The following is a 17050-nucleotide window of genomic DNA, read 5'->3' on the forward strand; positions in this document are numbered from 1 at the left end:
CCGATGACGACATTCGCCAGCGGCACCGACACCCTCACGCGCGACGCGCTGACGGTCCTCCAGCCCGGCTTCACCGGCACCACCGCCCCCGACTGGCTGCTGCGCCGGCTCGGCGAGGGCCTCGCCTCCGTCGGCCTGTTCGGCCGCAACATCGCCTCGCCGGAGCAGCTCGCCGCGCTCACCGCGCAGCTGCGCGCCGAACGGGACGACGTCCTGGTCGCCATCGACGAGGAGGGCGGCGACGTCACCCGCCTGGAGGTGCGCACCGGCTCCTCCTTCCCGGGCAACCACGCGCTGGGCGCGGTCGACGACGTCGACCTCACCCGCGCGGTCGCCTTCGAGCTGGGGCGCCGCCTCGCCGCCTGCGGCGTGAACTTCAACTGGGCGCCCTCCGCCGACGTCAACTCCAACCCCGCCAACCCGGTGATCGGCGTGCGCTCCTTCGGCGCCGACACCCGGCTGGCCGCCCGGCACACCGCCGCCTACGTCACCGGCCTCCAGGCCGCGGGCGTGGCCGCCTGCACCAAGCACTTCCCCGGCCACGGCGACACCGCCGTCGACTCCCACCTCGCCCTGCCGCGCATCGACGCGGACGCCACCGTGCTGGCCGAGCGGGAACTGGCCCCCTTCCGGGCCGCCGTCGCCGCCGGCACCCGCGCGGTGATGAGCGCCCACATCCTGGTCCCGGCCCTCGACCCCGACCACCCGGCCACGCTCTCCCGCCGCATCCTGACCGACTTGCTGCGCGGCGACCTCGGCTACGACGGCCTGATCGTCACCGACGGCATGGAGATGCAGGCCATCGCGGGCACCTACGGCATCGAACGCGGCAGCGTCCTCGCCGTCGCGGCCGGCGCCGACGCCATCTGCGTGGGCGGCGGCCTCGCCGACGACGACACCGTACGGCGGCTGCGCGACGCCCTGGTCGCGGCGGTGCGCTCCGGAGAGCTGCCCGAGGACCGCCTGGCCGACGCCGCCGCCCGCGTCCGCGAGCTGGCCCGGTGGACCGCCGCGCAGACCGCGCCCCGGCCGGACGCCGACCCCGAGGTCGGCCTCCGGGCCGCCCGGCGCGCCCTGACGGTGACCAGCGCGGACGGCTACACCCCGCTCACCGAGCCGCCGTACGTCGCCGCGTTCACCCCGGTCGCGAACATCGCCGTGGGCGACGAGACGCCGTGGGGCGTGGCGGCGGAGCTCTTCCACCGCCTCCCCGGCACGGAGACGGGCAGCTTCACCGGACCCGACGCCGGACCCGGGGCCCTCGCGGCGGCTGGCCCGCGCCGCATCGTGGCCGTCGTCCGCGACGAGCACCGCCACCCCTGGATGGGCGCCGCCCTCGACGCCCTGCTGGCGGCCCGGCCCGACACCGTCGTGGTCGAGATGGGCGTCCCGCAGGCCCCGCCGCGCGGTGCCCTGCACATCGCCACGCACGGCGCGGCCCGCGTCTGCGGCCGGGCGGCGGCGGAGGTCATCACGGGGGGATGACCTCCGGACCCGTCCGGGAGACGCCGGTGCCGGGCACCTCACCCGAGGTGCCCGGCACCGGCGTCTCCCGCACGGGCGGCTCCGCCTAGATGCCCTGCCACTCGGGCTTGTTGGCGTAGGTGTGCCGGAAGTAGCCGGCGAGCTTCAGCTTGGACGCGGCGGCCTCGTCGACGACCACGGTGGCGTGCGGGTGCAGCTGGAGCGCGGAGGCCGGGCACACCGCGGCGACCGGTCCCTCCACCGTCGCCGCGACCGCGTCCGCCTTGCCCTCTCCGGTCGCGAGCAGCACCAGGTGGCGGGCCTCCAGGATGGTGCCGATGCCCTGGGTGATGACGTGGTGCGGCACCTGCTCGATGTCGCCGTCGAAGAACCGGGCGTTGTCGACGCGGGTCTGCTCGGTCAGCGTCTTGATCCGGGTGCGCGAGGCGAGCGAGGAGCACGGCTCGTTGAACCCGATGTGCCCGTCGGTCCCGATCCCGAGGAGCTGGAGGTCGACCCCGCCCGCCTCGGCCAGCGCCCGGTCGTAGGCCTCGCAGGCGCCGGGGACGTCCTCGGCGGTCCCGTCGGGCCCCATGAAGGCGTCCATGCCGATCCCCAGCGGCTCCAGCACCTCGCGCCGGAGCACGGACCGGTACGACTCGGGGTGGTCGGCGGGCAGTCCGACGTACTCGTCGAGCTGGGCGATCCGCGCCCGCGAGGCGTCCACGGCGCCGGCCCGCACCCGGGCCGCCAGCGCCTCGTACACGGGCAGCGGCGTCGAGCCGGTGGCCACGCCCAGCAGGGCGTCGGGCTTGCGCCGCAGGAGCTGCGCCATGGCCTCGGCGACGAGCTCGCCGCCCGCCTTGGCGTCCGGAACGATCACAACTTCCACGCTGGGGCCTGCCGATCTGAGAGGGGACTCAACCGGGACGGGGACCCGGGAGGGCCATGTGGTTTAGACCAATCCAATCTAACAGAGGAGGGCCCCGCGTCCCAGGTGGGCGAGGGCGTTCCGGCCCCCTCCGCCGGGCCCGCGCCGGCGCGCTCGGCGGTGCACCGGCGCGGTGTTCCGGGGCGGTGTTCCGGGGCGTGTCACAACCGGCGCACGACGGGGCGATCCGGGAGGAACGGGAAGCGTCCGGGGAAAATGCCAGGACCATCCGGCCCCGTACGTGAACCCGCACGGGTTAGGCTGCGTGGTGGATACCAGGACGTCCGAACGATTCCGAGAACCGACCGTTCCACAGCACCAACGCACGGCGTCCCGCGCATGGACACCCTGAGTGGTCTAGTCCACAATGCACGAGAGGACGGCGTGCGCCGCACGCGCAGTCTTCCGCCTTCCCCGCACAGGAGGGCGGATCGAGGAACCGGAGCTCTCTGCCCTGACTGCCCCGGCTCCTCGCCCTTCGGCCGACGGGACCGCACACCCCCCGGCCGGACATGCTCCGGGCTGCGGTGCCGGGAGGGTTGAGGGTCCCTCCCAGGCGCCGCGGCCCGCGGGTGTTTCCGGGGACCGTACCGCGCTCCCCGCCCCGGCGCTTTTCGGACTCGCACAGACCCCCGGGTACGCTCGCTGACGTGCCCTCCATGAACGAACTCGTACGCCAGCACACCGCCCTCGACGACACCGACCTCGAGTGGCTCCACCTGCTGGTCTCGGAGTGGCAGCTGCTCTCCGACCTCTCCTTCGCCGACCTCGTCCTGTGGGTCCCCACCCGCGACGGCACCCGGTACGTCTCGGTCGCCCAGATGCGGCCCAACACCGGCCCCACCTCGTACCAGGACGACATGGTCGGCCACCTCGTCCCGCGCGGCCGCCGCCCCATGCTGGACGCCGCCCTGGACGAGGGCCGGATCGTGCGCGAGGGCGACCCGGAGTGGCGCGAGGAGGTCCCGGTCCGCGTCGAGTCGATCCCCGTGCGGCGCGAGGGACGGGTCCTCGGCGTGATCGCCCGCAACACCAACCTGCTCACCGTGCGCACCCCGAGCCGCCTGGAGCTCACCTACCTGCAGAGCGCCTCCGACCTCGCGCAGATGATCGCGGCCGGCGCCTTCCCGTTCGCGAACCAGCAGAAGGACATGGAGGCGGCGCCGCGCGTCGGCGACGGGCTGATCCGCCTCGACGCCGACGGCCTCGTCCAGTACGCCTCCCCGAACGCGCTGTCCGCCTACCACCGCATGGGCCTCGCCTCCGACCTGGTCGGCCAGCACCTGGGGCAGACCACCGCCGAACTCGCCCCGTCCCGCGGGCCGGTGGACGAGGCGCTCGCCAAGGTGGCCAGCGGCTGGGCGCCCCGCGAGTTCGAGATCGAGGCCCACGACGGGGTCATCCAGTTCCGGGCCATCCCGCTCAAGCCCAAGGGCACCCGCATCGGTTCGCTGGTGCTGCTCCGCGACGTCACCGAACTCCGCCGCCGCGAGCGTGAGTTGATCACCAAGGACGCGACGATCCGGGAGATCCACCACCGCGTCAAGAACAACCTCCAGACGGTGGCCGCGCTGCTGCGCCTCCAGGCCCGGCGCATCGAGTCCGACCGGGGCCGCGAGGCCCTGGAGGAGGCGGTGCGGCGCGTCGGCTCCATCGCGATCGTGCACGAGACGCTCTCCCAGAACCTGGACGAGCGCGTGGAGTTCGACGAGATCGCCGACCGGGTCCTGGCGATGGTCGCCGAGATCTCGCCGGGCAAGGTGACCGGCCGGCGCACCGGTCGCTTCGGCATCCTCGACGCCGAGGTCGCCACCCCGCTGTCCATGGTGCTGACCGAGATCCTGCAGAACGCCCTGGAGCACGGCTTCCGCGAGGGCGACACCGGCACGGTCGAGGTCTCGGCGGTGCGCGGCGGGACCACCAAGGAGGCCCGCCTGCTGGTCACCGTCCAGGACGACGGCGTCGGCCTGCCCGAGGGCTTCGACCCGCAGACCGCCGGCAACCTGGGGCTGCAGATCGTACGCACCCTGGTGGAGGGGGAGTTGGGCGGTACCTTCGACATGGTGCCGGCCCCGGAGCGGGGGACCCGGGTGATCCTCGACGTCCCGGTGCGGGCACAGAAGTAGCGCCCGCGCGGGCGGCGGGTCCCGGGCACAGCAAAAAGCCCCGGACCGTGTGGTCCGAGGCTAGTGCTCGCTGCTGCTCGTTTGCTAAGCGCATCGGGGGAACTGCGCGCTGCGGCTCGGGGGCGGGAGATGCGTACGCGCTGTACGCGCCGCCAAGCTCAGGCTGTCAGCAGGGGTGGGGCGTCAGGCGGAGGCCTGACGGGCCCGGTTGCGGGCGGCGCGACGCTTCATGGCGCGGCGCTCGTCCTCGCTGAGACCACCCCAGACGCCGGAGTCCTGACCGGACTCGAGCGCCCACTGCAGACACTGCTCGATCACCGGGCAGCGACGGCAGACGGCCTTGGCTTCCTCGATCTGCAGCAGCGCAGGACCGGTGTTGCCGATGGGGAAGAAGAGCTCGGGGTCTTCCTCGCGGCAAACGGCGTTGTGACGCCAGTCCATGGCTGCTACCTCTCCTTGGTATTACTGAAGATTGCTTGTGAATGTGAACGCTTTCACGAATCCCTCAACAAGTGAAGGGCCGACCGTCAGGTCTTCCCCGACCGTGGTCCTGTGTGTGAAGAGGGGTTCCGGTGATCTGTGGAGGCCGGTGTTGCGGGCCGTCCCGATCGCCACGTAGAGACTCGCAAACCTCAGCGGCGGATACAACCCCTTCAGGAAAGTTTTTTTTGATTCTTCGGTGTCGACTAGGTCACAGCCGTACTTCCATGGGGTGGATCCTGGCCTAAACGTTCGAGTGAAAGGACTTTAGCCCCTTCTGCTCACACAATCACACGCAGTGCACGGCGTACGCCTGTGAACGTCACGCTGGTGCGCAGCCCGAGGTGGTCACCGTCCATCTGGAGGGGCAGCGGCGCCTTCGAATGCAAGGTGAAACGGGTCTGGTCGTGCAGGGAGACCGCGTGTTTGCCATAGGGTCCGCGCTCGGGGGACGAAGTGAGCAACTGGGTGCCATACCGGGCAACCGCGGCCGTGGAGAGGCGGCTCAGACCGAAGAGATCGAGGCCGGTATCGAACGAGGCCTTAGGTGACGCGTAGATCGGGCGATTGCCGAGAAACGTCCACGGCGAGGTGTTCGAGACTATGGACAGGACCAGATCCGTGACCGGGTCCTCGCCCGCGCGTTCCAGGGTGATCGTCCCGTGCCGGCGGTTCGGCTCGCCGATCAGCTGGCGCACGACCTGGCGGACGTAGAGGGCGTGCGTGGACTTCCGGCCGCGTTCGCGGTGCTGTTCCACCCGGCCCACCACGCCGGCGTCGAAGCCGAGGCCCGCGTTGAAGGTGAACCAGCGGGCGGGCACCGCCTCGTCGTCCGTGCCCGGGGTCCCCGAGGCGAGACCCAGGCCGACGGTGCGCTCGCTGCCCTCGCGCAGGGCGTCCAGCAGGGCGCCGGTGGCCTCCACCGGCTGGTTGGGCAGGCCCAGGGCGCGGGCGAAGACGTTGGTCGAGCCGCCGGGGACCACCGCGAGGCCGGGCAGGCCGTCCGGGTCGGGGCCGGCGTGCAGCAGGCCGTTGACCACCTCGTTGACCGTGCCGTCGCCGCCGAGGGCCACCACCAGGTCGATGTCGTCGCTCTCCGCGGCCTGCCGGCCCAGGTCGCGCGCGTGGCCGCGGTACTCGGTGGTGACCGCCTCCAGCTTCATCTCGCTGGCCAGCGCGTGGATCAGCACATCGCGCGTGCGCGCACTCGTGGTGGTTGCCGCCGGATTGACCACGAGAAGTGCACGCATGGGTTGCAGCGTACCTACTGCCCGGTACCGGGCACAGGGCGAGGTGGGGATCGCCCCGGACTTCCGGCGTGAACCTGGACACGGGGGCGCACGTGGTGAGGGCTACCCTGCAGGGGTGAGCAGCGAGCAGACCCCCACCACCCCGGACAGCACCGGCCCCCGCCCGCACCGCGTGACGTACGCCGCCGCGCTGGCCGCCCTGGAGGGCGTCGGACTGGTGGCCGGCGGGGTCTGGATGCTCGTCCTCGGCCTCACGGGCGAGCCGGACGACCGGCAGCAGGCGGTGACCGGGGGCGTCACGCTGATGGTGCTCGCGCTGCTGCCGCTGATCGCCGCGCGCGGGCTGCTCGCCCGCCGCAGCTGGAGCCGCGGCCCCGCCGTCGTCACCCAGGTCATGGCACTGCCGGTGGCCTACAACCTGCTGCGGTCCGACAGCGTGGCGATCCCGGTGGGGATCGTGCTCGCCGTCGTGGCCGTCACCGCGCTCGTCCTGCTCGTCCACCCGGAGACCACCCGGGCCCTCGGCATCCGGGGACCGGGCGGCGCGCGGGACTAGGGGCTGTCGTTCGGATCAGGTCGCGGGGAATCGACTGTGTGTCGTCAGCGCCGGTGAGCGGGGCCCGGTGCGTGCGGCCGCAAGGCGGAGGAGGGCGGCGATGCGGAGCATCGGCAACCGACGACAACGCCGCGGACGCGCGTGCCGGGCCCCGCGTCCGCGGCGTGATCCGAACGACAGCCCCTAGGACCTGCCAGACCTCTCACTCCTCCACGAGGAGCTTCTCGCGCAGCTGGGCCAGGGTGCGGGCCAGCAGCCGCGAGACGTGCATCTGGGAGATGCCGACCTCCTGCGCGATCTGCGACTGGGTCATGTTGCCGAAGAACCGCAGCAGCAGGATCCGCTTCTCGCGCGGCGGGAGGTCCTCCAGCAGCGGCTTGAGCGACTCCCGGTACTCCACGCCCTCCAGCGCCTCGTCCTCGGCGCCGAGGGTGTCCGCGACCGCCGGGGACTCGTCGTCGGTGTCGGGGACGTCCAGGGACAGCGTGGAGTACGCGTTGGCGGACTCCAGGCCCTCCAGGACCTCCTCCTCGGAGATCGCCAGCTTCTCGGCGAGCTCGTGGACCGTCGGGGAGCGGCCGTGCAGCTGCGAGAGCTCCGCGGTGGCCGTCGTCAGGGAGAGGCGCAGCTCCTGGAGCCGGCGCGGGACGCGCACCGCCCAGCCCTTGTCGCGGAAGTGCCGCTTGATCTCGCCGACGACCGTCGGGGTCGCGTACGTGGAGAACTCCACGCCGCGGTCCGGGTCGAAGCGGTCGACGGACTTGATCAGCCCGATGGTGGCGACCTGGGTGAGGTCGTCCAGCGGCTCGCCGCGGTTGCGGAAGCGGCGCGCGAGGTGCTCGACGAGCGGCAGGTGCATGCGGACCAGCTGGTTGCGCAGTTCCGCGTACTCGGGGCTGCCGTTCTGCAGTTCGCGCAGCTTGAGGAACATCGCGCGCGCCTCGCTGCGGTCCTGCGGGTCGTGCGTGCCCGGCGCGCGCCGCGCCGCCGGTGCCTCGTCGTCGGAGTCCCGCTCGTGCTCGCTCATCGTCCCGCCCGTCACCCTTCCCCGCACCCTCGCCTCCTCCGTCCGGCTCGACCGTGCGGTGGGAGGGGCCCCCTCGGCGGAAGGGGCGGGGGACACCCCGGTCCGCCCGTCCGGCGGCGCGCCGCGCCCGGCGCCCGCCCGGCCGCGCCGCCCGCCGCCCGGGAGGGTCTGCGCGGGGTCGTCCTCCGGGTGCGGACGGGCCTGCTCGGGGATGCCGTCGACGGCGTCCGCCATGGGGCGGGGCCCGTCCGGACCGCCCGTGCCCGTGATCTGTCCCAGGCTCTCGACTCCGCCCGGGCGGGAGGGACCCCCGTCCGGCAGCTCCCGTGTGCCGCGCTCTTCGTCCCGCACCGGCCCGTCCCCGTTCCTCACGCCGGCCCGGGTCCCGCGCCGCGCTGTTTGTAGAGGCTGATCGAAACGGTTCTGTCCTCGTCCACGGCGGAGGAGACCTTGCCCGCGAGGGCGGACAGCACGGTCCAGGCGAAGGTGTCCCGCGAGGGGGCGTGGCCGTCCGTGGTCGGCGCCGAGACGGTGACCTCCAGCGAGTCGTCGACGAGCCGGAAGACGCAGCTGAGCACGGAGCCCGGCACGGCCTGCTGGAGCAGGATCGCGCAGGCTTCGTCCACGGCGATGCGCAGGTCCTCGATCTCGTCGAGGGTGAAGTCCAAACGGGCCGCGAGACCGGCCGTGGCCGTACGCAGCACCGACAGGTAGGCACCCGCGGCCGGCAGCCGGACTTCCACGAAGTCCTGGGTCGCGGGCTCGCCTGCGATCTGGGACACCCTCACCTCCATGGTGGTACAAGCGTTACAGGGCCGGGGGTCGCCCCCCGGGTCAACGCGATACGTGGTTCAGCGGTGACGCTACCGCGCTCTCGACATTCCTGTCCCCGGGACCCCGACCCCTTGCCGTCACTCACAGTAAAGCTGTGGACACGCTCCGTGTCTAGGGGTCTGCGGGCCCAAATGGGAAGAGCGGGCGCCGGGTTGACGTACCCAGACGTCAGACGGTCGAACCGTCCTGTCCCAGGGTCGCACGTCCTACACCAGGACGTGGTCGACGAAGCACCAGCGCCATGCCTCGCCGGGCTCGAAGGTCCGCATCACCGGGTGGCCGGACTCCTTGTGGTGCCCGGTCGCGTGCCGCCCCGGCGAGGAGTCGCAGCAACCGACGTGACCGCAGGTGAGGCACAGTCTCAGCTGCACCGGATCCGTGCCGTCCCGCAGGCACTCCGGGCAGCTCGGGCTCAGCGGCTCGGGTTCCGGGTGCGGCAGCGCGTCGGCGTGCGTGCACTGTTTCATGATTGCCAGATTACGACGCGCGTGCGGACAGCCGTACGGGAGACATGAGGGCGGGCGAGGACCATGGACGTGATGCCACTGCTGTTGCTGGTGGCGGGCAGTGCGGTGATCGCCGCGGCCGGCCGGCGCACCCCGGTCCCGGCGCCGCTGCTGCTGGTCGCCGCGGGCCTGGTGGTCAGCTACGTCCCCGGGGTCCCCGACTACACCCTCGACCCCCACATCGTCCTGCCGCTCCTGCTGCCGCCGCTGCTGCACACGGCGGCCACCGACAGCTCCTACCTCGACCTGCGCGCCCAGCTGCGGCCGGTCGCGCTGCTGTCGGTCGGGTACGTGCTGTTCGCGACCTTCGCCGTCGGCTGGGCGCTGCACCTGCTGGTGCCGGGCCTGCCGCTCGCCGCCGCCCTGGTGTTCGGCGCGGTGGTGGCGCCGCCGGACGCGGTCGCGGCGACGGCGGTGGCGCGCCGCGTCGGGCTGCCCTCGCGGGTCACGACCATCCTCCAGGGCGAGTCCCTGTTCAACGACGCCACCGCCATCACCGCCTTCAAGGTGGCCCTGGCGGCCGCGGTCGGCGAGGGCGCCACCTGGGCCGGGGGAGTGGCCGAGTTCCTGATCGCGGCGATCGGCGGCGTCGGGATCGGGCTGGTGCTCATGGCGCCCCTGCACTGGCTGCGCACGCACCTGAAGGAGGCGCTGCTGCAGAACACGCTCTCCCTGCTCATCCCGTTCGTCGCGTACGCCGCCGCCGAGCAGGTGCACGCCTCCGGCGTCCTGGCCGTCGTGGTCGTCGCGCTCTACCTGGGACACCGCGCGTGGGAGGTCGACTTCGCCACCCGCCTGCAGGAGGAGGCGGTGTGGAAGATGGTGGCCTTCGTCCTGGAGTCGTCCGTGTTCGCGCTGATCGGCCTGCAGCTGCCGGTCGTGGTGCGGGGGCTCGGGGAGTACGAGGGCGCGGACGCCGTCCGGTACGCGCTGATCGTCTTCCTGGTGGTCGTCGCGGCCCGCTTCGTGTGGGTGTACCCGGCGACCTTCCTGCCGCGCGCGCTGTCGGCCCGGATCCGGGCGCGGGAGGCGGACCTGACCTGGAAGGGGCCCTTCGTCATCGGCTGGGCGGGCATGCGCGGCGTGGTCTCGCTGGCCATCGCCTTCTCGATCCCGCTCACCCTGCACGACGGCGACGAACCGTTTCCGCAGCGCAACCTGATCCTCTTCCTGACCTTCACCACGGTCATCGGCACCCTGGTCGTGCAGGGCCTGACGCTGCCCCCGCTGATCCGCCTGCTGAAGTTCCCCGAGCGCGACACGCAGGCCGAGACCCTCGCGGAGGCCAACGCCCAGGCGCAGGCGTCCCGGGCCGCCGAACAGCACCTGGAGGAACTCCTCTCCGACGAGCGCAACGCCCTGCCCGGCCCGCTCGCCGAGCGCCTGCGCACCGTCCTGGAACGCCGCCGCAACGCCGTCTGGGAGCGTCTCGGCCAGGTCAACCCGGTCACCGGCGAGACCGTCGACGACACCTACCGGCGCCTGGCGCGCGAGATGATCAGCGCGGAGCGCACGGTCTTCGTCAAGCTCCGGGACGGCCGGTACATCGACGACGAGATGCTGCGCACCCTGCTGCGCCGGCTCGACCTGGAGGAGGCGGCGGCGTACCGGGAGACGACGTGAGGGGGCGCGGCACCGGTCACGCGCCGGTGCCGGGGAGGGGACAGCGCCGCACGGCGGCGCCCGTCACGCGAAGGGGCGGCCGGTGACGACCGCCGCCACCGCCGTCCCCCGCGCGAAGGCGCCCTCCTCGGCGAGGACGACCAGGGCGCGGAGCAACTTGGCGACATACACGCGCTCGACCGGCAGGCCGTGCCGCTGTTCGAAGTCGGCGGCGAACGCGTCGAGCGCGGGGGGCACGCGCGCGTAGCCGCCGCAGTGGAAGCGGTCGTCGAGCGACCAGGTGCCGCGCGGACCGCCGAACGCGCCCTCCTGGAGGGCGCGCACCTCGGCGGTCAGGAAGCCGCCCTTGAGGACGGGGACGCCCAGCGCCCGCTGCCCGGGGGCGAGCCCCTCGGCCAGGCCGGCGAGCGTGCCCCCGGTGCCGCAGGCGACCGCGACCACGTCGGCCCGCCCGGCCAGCTCCTCGCCGAGCGCCCGGCAGCCGCGCACGGCGAGGTGGTTGCTGCCGCCCTCGGGGACGACGTACGCGTCCTCGGCGCCGGCCGCGCGCAGGATCGCGCGGAGCGCCTCCGGCTCGGACTTGCGGCGGTAGGCCGCCCTGTCGGCGAAGTGCAGGCGCATGCCGTCGGCCGCGCACCGCGCCAGGGAGGGGTTGAGGGGGCGGTCGGCCAGCTCCTGGCCGCGCACCACGCCCACCGTCGGCAGGGCGAGGAGCCGGCCGGCGGCGGCCGTGGCGCGCAGGTGGTTGGAGTACGCGCCGCCGAAGGTGACGAGCGGGCGCCCGGCCGCCGCCGCGAGGTTCGGCGCCAGTTTGCGCCACTTGTTGCCGACCAGGTCCGGGTGGATCAGGTCGTCCCGCTTCAGCAGCAGCCGGACGCCGTGCCGCTCGAACCGGTCGTCCGCGACCTCCTGCACCGGCGAGGGCAGCCGGGGCCGCAGCGCGGCGAGGCCGGGGGCGTCTTGGCTGGTCACCCGGCCATTGTCACCTGGGGAGGGGCGGACGCGCCCGTCGCTGCGCGGGACGCCCGGGCGGGGTGGCCGGTGCGGGCGGGCCCGCCGGCGGCGTGGGCCCCGGGGAAGCCTCCGGTGCCCGGTTCAGGGCCGGCGGGTCACTTCAGCCGGGCGCGGATCCGCTCCCGCATCGCCGCCATCGTGAACCCGCGCGGGTCCACCTTCCCCGGCTGCCACTCCAGGTGGCCGATCACCGACCGCTCCGTCCAGCCGTGGTGGCGGCACACCGCGGCCGCCGCTCTCTCGATCGCCTCCAGCTGGGCCGCGGGCCAGGGGTCCCGGCCGTCGCCCAGGTTCTCGCACTCGAAGCCGTAGAAGTGCCGGTTGCCGTCGGTGTTCTTCTCGTTGTCCGGCGGCAGCGCCTTCTCCGCGATCACCGCGCGCAGCACCTCGTCGTCGCCGAGCCCGGCGTGGTTGGCGCGGCCGTAGCCGACGAGGTGGACGGTGCCGTTCTTGGTGATGACCCCGTGGCACAGCGGCCCGGGCAGGTCCGTGTAGCCGTTGCGGCAGATCTCCACGGTCCGGGCGCTGCCGCTGGTCACGGTGTGGTGGATCATCACGCCGTGCACCGGGCCCCACGGGCCCTTGTGATTGCGGTTGTGATCGCGCCAGTCACCGACCTCGGCGACGGTGAGACCCTCGGCCCTCAGCGCTTGCAGAAACCTGTTCGCGGACATGGGTGAGGCCATGGCCGCCTCCTTCGCGCGGCGCGACGGCCGCCTTGCGCAACCGCCTCGTACCGCTGCTTGTACCGAAACGCAGCGACCGGAACTAGTCGTTCGGGCCGTGTGCGATCCGATCCGGACAACTTCGCGTGTGCGACGGCGAAGGGCGGGCCGTGTGTGTGCCCAGCCCGTCGAAGATCCATTCCCGCTCTTTCGGGTAATAGCACGAGCACGCTGTGTGAGGAAGGGTGGTGCACGTACATCGATGCCCGACGCGGACGGCGCGGGGGCATGACTGGGAGGGCAATTCTCTATGTCGGTAGGCGAAGAGGTCCGCACGGAGGAGACCAGGCCGCAGCAGAGCCTCGGTCCGGAGGCCGCGCGGAACCTGGCCACCACGACCAAGTCCGTACCGCAGATGCAGGAGATCAGCTCGCGCTGGCTGCTGCGCATGCTCCCCTGGGTGGACATCCAGGGCGGTGCGTACCGGGTGAACCGGCGGCTGACGTACGCCGTGGGCGACGGCCGGATCACCTTCGTGAAGACCGGCGACCGTGTGGAGATCATCCCGGCCGAGCTGGGCGAGCTGCCGGCACTGCGGTCCTACGAGGACGAGGAGGTGCTCTCGGAGCTCGCCCGGCGCTGCGAGCAGCGCTGGTTCGCCCCGGGCGAGCTGATCGCCTCGTTCGGCAGCCAGAACGACGAGGTGTACCTGCTGGCGCACGGCAGGGTCGAGAAGATCGGCAGCGGTCCCTACGGCGACGACGAGTCGCTCGGCGTCCTCGCCGACGGCGCCTACTTCGGCGACCGCGCCCTGCTCGCCGAGGACGCCATCTGGGAGTACACGGCCCGCGCGCTCACCGCCTGCACGGTGCTGGTCCTCTCCCGCGAGCACGTCGAACAGGTCGCGGAGCGCTCCGACTCCCTGCGCGAGCAGCTCGAGGAGCGCCGTGCGCTCCCCGAGCGGCCCACCAACAAGTACGGCGAGAAGGAGATCGAGCTCGCCTCCGGCCACCGCGGCGAGCCGGACATCCCGCACACCTTCGTCGACTACGAGGCCCGGCCCCGTGAGTACGAACTGAGCGTCGCCCAGACCGTGCTGCGCATCCACACGCGGGTGGCCGACCTCTACAACCAGCCCATGAACCAGACCGAGCAGCAGATCCGGCTGACGGTGGAGGCGCTGAAGGAGCGCCAGGAGCACGAGCTCGTCAACAACCGCGACTTCGGCCTGCTGCACAACTGCGAGTACGACCAGCGGATCCAGCCGCACGACGGCGTGCCGAGCCCCGACGACATGGACGAACTGCTCAGCAGGCGCCGGGGCACCAAGCTGTTCCTCGCCCATCCGCGCGCGATCGCCGCGTTCGGCCGCGAGCTCAACAGGCGCGGACTGGTCCCGGAGACCATCGACCTGGGCGGCAACCGCATCCCGACCTGGCGCGGCGTGCCGATCTTCCCGTGCAACAAGATCCCGGTCAGCGACGCCCGGACCACCTCGATCATCGCGATGCGTACCGGCGAGGCCGACCAGGGCGTCATCGGACTGCGGGCCTCCGGAATCCCGGACGAGATCGAGCCGAGCCTGTCGGTGCGCTTCATGGGCATCAACGAACAGGCCATCATCAAGTACCTGGTCACGACGTACTACTCGGCCGCGGTCCTGGTACCGGACGCGCTCGGTGTCCTGGAGAACGTCGAGATCGGCCGCTGGCAGTGACGCCGACCGCCCCCGGACCGCATCGCCACGCGCCGGCGCGGGTAGATCCCGGAGGTACGCGCCCGGTGGCGGCGCAGACACCGTCGTCCGCCCCTTCTCCGAGGTGGTCCCATGGGTGAGTCCCTGACGGAGTTCGTGACGGAGACCGGACGGCCCGGTGGGGGGAACGCCGGGCCGGCCGGGGAGCCGGAGAGGACGGGAGTCATCGGCGGGCAGCGGGACGGCCGGCCGGGGCCGGCCGACGGCCACGAGGCGGAGGTGCTCCTGGCGCGGGCCCGGGCGGTGGTCGACCCGGTGCTGCGGGCCGCGCTCGGGTCGCTGCCCGGGCCGATGCGCCGGGTCGCGCTCTACCACTTCGGCTGGCAGCAGGCGGACGGCTCCGCGGCGGCGGGCGGCTCGGGCAAGGCGATCCGCCCGGCGCTCGTCCTCGCCGCGGCCGCGGCCCTCGGCGGCCCCGAGGCCCGGGAGGCGTCCCTGCGGGCGGCCGCGGCCGTGGAACTGGTGCACAACTTCACGTTGTTGCACGACGACGTGATGGACCGGGACACCACCCGGCGGCACCGGCCCACCGCGTGGACCGTGTTCGGCGACGCCGACGCGATCCTCGCCGGGGACGCCCTCCAGGCGCTGGCCCTGCGGCTGCTGGCCGAGGACCCGCACCCGGCCGCCCGGGAGGCCGCCGCCCGGCTCGCGGACTGCGTCGTCGAGCTGTGCGCCGGGCAGCACGCGGACACGGCCATGGAGCGGTCCCGGCCCGGCGAGGTCACGCTCGGCGAGACACTCGCCATGGCCGAGGCCAAGACGGGGGCGCTGCTGGGCTGCGCCTGCGCGACCGGCGCGCTGTACGCGGGCGCCGGGCCGGCGGACGTGGCGGCGCTGGACGCGTTCGGCCGGCAGGCCGGGCTGGCCTTCCAGCTCATCGACGACGTCATCGGCATATGGGGCGATCCGCGGCGCACCGGCAAGCCGGCCGGCGCGGACCTGGCCGCCCGCAAGAAGTCCCTGCCGGTGGTCGCCGCCCTCACCTCGGGCACCCCGGCCGCCGAGGAACTCGCCGCACTGTACGAAGCCCCCCGGGAGAAGGAGGACCTGGAGCGCATCGCCCTGACCGTGGAGCGGGCGGGGGGCCGCGACTGGGCGCAGGCCCAGGCGGCCGACCGGATGGCCCGGGCGATGCAGGAACTGGCGCGCGCGGTGCCCGACCCGGAGGCGGCGGGGGGCCTGCTGGCCCTGGCCGAGTTCGTGACGCGGCGCAGCAGCTGAGTTCCACCGGACCCCGGAGCCACCGGGGCCGTGCGGTTCCTGACCCCGCACGGCCGCCGGGGGCTCCGGCCCGGCGGGTCCCGCACTTCCCCACGGTGTGCGGGGCCCGCCTTCGACGTGCGTCGGCGGAATCCCGCCAGACCTCCGCTCCGGCCACCGGGACCGGCTCCGACGGCCTTACGATCAAGCCCGGTCGAGTCGGACGCGGGGTGAAGGGGCGGGACATGGGCGTGGCCATCCGGACGGCGGGGGAGGGCGACCGGGAGCAGGTCGTCCGGCTGCTGGACGACGCGTTCCAGGACGATCCGGTCAGCCGCTGGGTGTTCCCCGGCGACGAGCACCGCCGCAGGGCGCACCCGCGGCTCATGGCCGCCTTCACCGACATCGTGCTGGCGGACGGGCGCGTCGACCTGGCCGAGGACGGCTCGGCCTGCGCGCTGTGGCTCCCGGTGCCGGCGGACGGGCATGGCGGCGAGGCCGGCGACGCGCCCGACGACGACGCCGTCCGGCTGCGCGAGGCCGTCGACCCGGACAACGAGCGCGTGGAGCTGATCGGCCGGCTGACGGCCGGCATCCACCCCGCGGGGCGTGCCCACGAGTACCTGTGGATGATCGGCGTGGCGCCCGGCCGTCAGGGCGAAGGGCTGGGGAGCGCCCTCATCGGGTCGGTGCTCGACCGCTGCGACCGCGAGGGGCTGCCCGCGTACCTGGAGGCGAGCAGCGCCCGCAGCCGGCGGCTGTACGAGCGGCTCGGCTTCGAACTCACCGGCTCGCCCCTCGACCTCCCGGACGGCCCGCGGATGTGGCCGATGTGGCGCGAGCCCCGGCCGGACACGGACGAGCAGCGGGCTGACCGCGGCCTCCGGGGCGCGGCCGGCGCCAACTGAGGCCGCTCCGAGCCGATCTGACGCCACGTCAACCAATTCCGGGTCTCCAGGGTCCGGCCGCCCCCCCCCGTGCGCGACCTCACTGCTCCTCCGGCACCACCGTCGCCACGATCCGGTCCACCAGCCCGCCCGGCACGTCCACGCCGGGCAGGACGCCGGTCAGCGCGTCCGGCAGCGTGAGGTGTTCCAGGAGCAGTCCCAGCATGGCGAGATAGAGCACGGCGACGGTCTCGTCGCCGCCGGGCAGTCCGGCCGTCCGGTGGAACTCCATGCCCTCCTCCAGGTCGGCGCGGACCGACTTGGTGTAGGCGGTGCGCAGGTCGGGGCGCCGGGTGGCCTCCAGGCGCAGCTCCAGCAGGGCCAGGTAGCCCGTGCGGTCGCGGGTCGCGCGGGCCAGCAGGTCGTGCATGAACGCGGCCACCAGCGACCGGTCCTTCGGCCGGGTCATCAGCCCGGCGATCACCTCCGGGTCGGGCGTGAGCCGCTCGTGGACCCGCGCGTCGATCTGGCGCAGCAGGTCGTCGCGTCCGGAGAAGTAGTTGGACGCGGTCCCCACCGGCACCCCGGCCTCGGCGTCCACCGCGCGGAACGTCAGCCCGCGCGCCCCCTCGCGGGCGAGCACCTCGACGCCGGCGTCGACGAGCGCGGCCCGGCGCCCGGGATTGCTGGCCATGCGGAATCCCTTCTCTTACTTTCACGGTCCCTCG

At 73.3% G+C, this 17050-nt stretch carries 16 protein-coding genes; 7 read left to right on the forward strand and 9 right to left on the reverse strand.

The genetic code is table 11. The annotated features are described in order from the left end of the window. Nucleotides 1-3: 3 nt before the first annotated feature. Complete coding sequence (locus ACIF8T_RS20410) at nucleotides 4-1485, forward strand: glycoside hydrolase family 3 protein (protein WP_400036912.1); 1482 nt, start codon at nucleotides 4-6, stop codon at nucleotides 1483-1485. Between the two features lie 85 nt (nucleotides 1486-1570). Here ACIF8T_RS20410 and nagB read toward each other — a convergent pair whose 3' ends face one another. After that, nucleotides 1571-2356, reverse strand: coding sequence for a glucosamine-6-phosphate deaminase (nagB, locus tag ACIF8T_RS20415; protein WP_400036914.1), 786 nt, complete (start codon nucleotides 2354-2356; stop codon nucleotides 1571-1573). A 698-nt stretch (nucleotides 2357-3054) separates the two neighbouring features. Here nagB and ACIF8T_RS20420 point away from each other — a divergent pair. Next, nucleotides 3055-4521, forward strand: a complete 1467-nt coding sequence (locus tag ACIF8T_RS20420) for a sensor histidine kinase (RefSeq protein WP_400036982.1) — start codon at nucleotides 3055-3057, stop codon at nucleotides 4519-4521. A gap of 183 nt (nucleotides 4522-4704) precedes the next feature. Here ACIF8T_RS20420 and ACIF8T_RS20425 read toward each other — a convergent pair whose 3' ends face one another. Both ACIF8T_RS20425 and ACIF8T_RS20430 read right to left on the reverse strand, forming a co-directional pair. Continuing rightward, the gene (locus ACIF8T_RS20425) at nucleotides 4705-4962 is read right to left on the reverse strand and encodes a WhiB family transcriptional regulator (protein ID WP_003992873.1); all 258 of its coding nucleotides are present in this window, start codon (nucleotides 4960-4962) and stop codon (nucleotides 4705-4707) included. A gap of 320 nt (nucleotides 4963-5282) precedes the next feature. Next, complete coding sequence (locus tag ACIF8T_RS20430) at nucleotides 5283-6251, reverse strand: diacylglycerol/lipid kinase family protein (protein WP_400036916.1); 969 nt, start codon at nucleotides 6249-6251, stop codon at nucleotides 5283-5285. 115 nt (nucleotides 6252-6366) lie between these two features. On the opposite strand from ACIF8T_RS20430, the gene ACIF8T_RS20435 reads away from it, so the two are divergent. Beyond that, nucleotides 6367-6807 (forward strand): hypothetical protein, encoded by a 441-nt coding sequence (locus tag ACIF8T_RS20435; RefSeq protein ID WP_400036918.1) that lies wholly within the window; start codon nucleotides 6367-6369, stop codon nucleotides 6805-6807. A gap of 202 nt (nucleotides 6808-7009) precedes the next feature. Here ACIF8T_RS20435 and ACIF8T_RS20440 read toward each other — a convergent pair whose 3' ends face one another. From ACIF8T_RS20440 to ACIF8T_RS20450, 3 genes are all read right to left on the reverse strand, one after another. Then, nucleotides 7010-8185 carry an RNA polymerase sigma factor SigF gene (locus tag ACIF8T_RS20440; protein ID WP_400036920.1) on the reverse strand — a complete coding sequence of 392 codons (1176 nt, stop codon included), beginning with the start codon at nucleotides 8183-8185 and terminating at the stop codon, nucleotides 7010-7012. 17 nt (nucleotides 8186-8202) lie between these two features. Then, nucleotides 8203-8616: an anti-sigma factor gene (locus ACIF8T_RS20445; RefSeq protein ID WP_006136266.1), complete on the reverse strand. Its 414-nt coding sequence runs from the start codon at nucleotides 8614-8616 to the stop codon at nucleotides 8203-8205. 258 nt (nucleotides 8617-8874) lie between these two features. Beyond that, nucleotides 8875-9135: a UBP-type zinc finger domain-containing protein gene (locus tag ACIF8T_RS20450; RefSeq protein WP_400036922.1), complete on the reverse strand. Its 261-nt coding sequence runs from the start codon at nucleotides 9133-9135 to the stop codon at nucleotides 8875-8877. A gap of 63 nt (nucleotides 9136-9198) precedes the next feature. Here ACIF8T_RS20450 and ACIF8T_RS20455 point away from each other — a divergent pair, with 63 nt between their 5' ends. After that, a complete protein-coding gene (locus tag ACIF8T_RS20455) occupies nucleotides 9199-10797 on the forward strand; it encodes a Na+/H+ antiporter (protein WP_400036924.1) in 1599 nt (532 codons plus the stop codon). A gap of 63 nt (nucleotides 10798-10860) precedes the next feature. Here ACIF8T_RS20455 and ACIF8T_RS20460 read toward each other — a convergent pair whose 3' ends face one another. Both ACIF8T_RS20460 and ACIF8T_RS20465 read right to left on the reverse strand, forming a co-directional pair. Continuing rightward, a complete protein-coding gene (locus ACIF8T_RS20460; RefSeq protein WP_400036926.1) occupies nucleotides 10861-11769 on the reverse strand; it encodes a 1-aminocyclopropane-1-carboxylate deaminase/D-cysteine desulfhydrase in 909 nt (302 codons plus the stop codon). 137 nt (nucleotides 11770-11906) lie between these two features. After that, nucleotides 11907-12497 carry an N-acetylmuramoyl-L-alanine amidase gene (locus tag ACIF8T_RS20465; protein ID WP_400036928.1) on the reverse strand — a complete coding sequence of 197 codons (591 nt, stop codon included), beginning with the start codon at nucleotides 12495-12497 and terminating at the stop codon, nucleotides 11907-11909. 289 nt (nucleotides 12498-12786) lie between these two features. On the opposite strand from ACIF8T_RS20465, the gene ACIF8T_RS20470 reads away from it, so the two are divergent. From ACIF8T_RS20470 to ACIF8T_RS20480, 3 genes are all read left to right on the forward strand, one after another. Beyond that, a complete protein-coding gene (locus ACIF8T_RS20470) occupies nucleotides 12787-14193 on the forward strand; it encodes a family 2B encapsulin nanocompartment shell protein (protein WP_400036930.1) in 1407 nt (468 codons plus the stop codon). A gap of 111 nt (nucleotides 14194-14304) precedes the next feature. After that, nucleotides 14305-15456 (forward strand): family 2 encapsulin nanocompartment cargo protein polyprenyl transferase, encoded by a 1152-nt coding sequence (locus ACIF8T_RS20475; protein WP_400036932.1) that lies wholly within the window; start codon nucleotides 14305-14307, stop codon nucleotides 15454-15456. 224 nt (nucleotides 15457-15680) lie between these two features. Continuing rightward, complete coding sequence (locus tag ACIF8T_RS20480) at nucleotides 15681-16343, forward strand: GNAT family N-acetyltransferase (RefSeq protein ID WP_400036934.1); 663 nt, start codon at nucleotides 15681-15683, stop codon at nucleotides 16341-16343. Nucleotides 16344-16422: 79 nt separating this feature from the next. Here ACIF8T_RS20480 and ACIF8T_RS20485 read toward each other — a convergent pair whose 3' ends face one another. After that, nucleotides 16423-17016, reverse strand: coding sequence for a TetR/AcrR family transcriptional regulator (locus ACIF8T_RS20485; RefSeq protein WP_400036936.1), 594 nt, complete (start codon nucleotides 17014-17016; stop codon nucleotides 16423-16425). Nucleotides 17017-17050: the final 34 nt, after the last annotated feature.

Source organism: Streptomyces sp. NPDC085946, assembly GCF_044540485.1.
GTDB lineage: Bacteria > Actinomycetota > Actinomycetes > Streptomycetales > Streptomycetaceae > Streptomyces.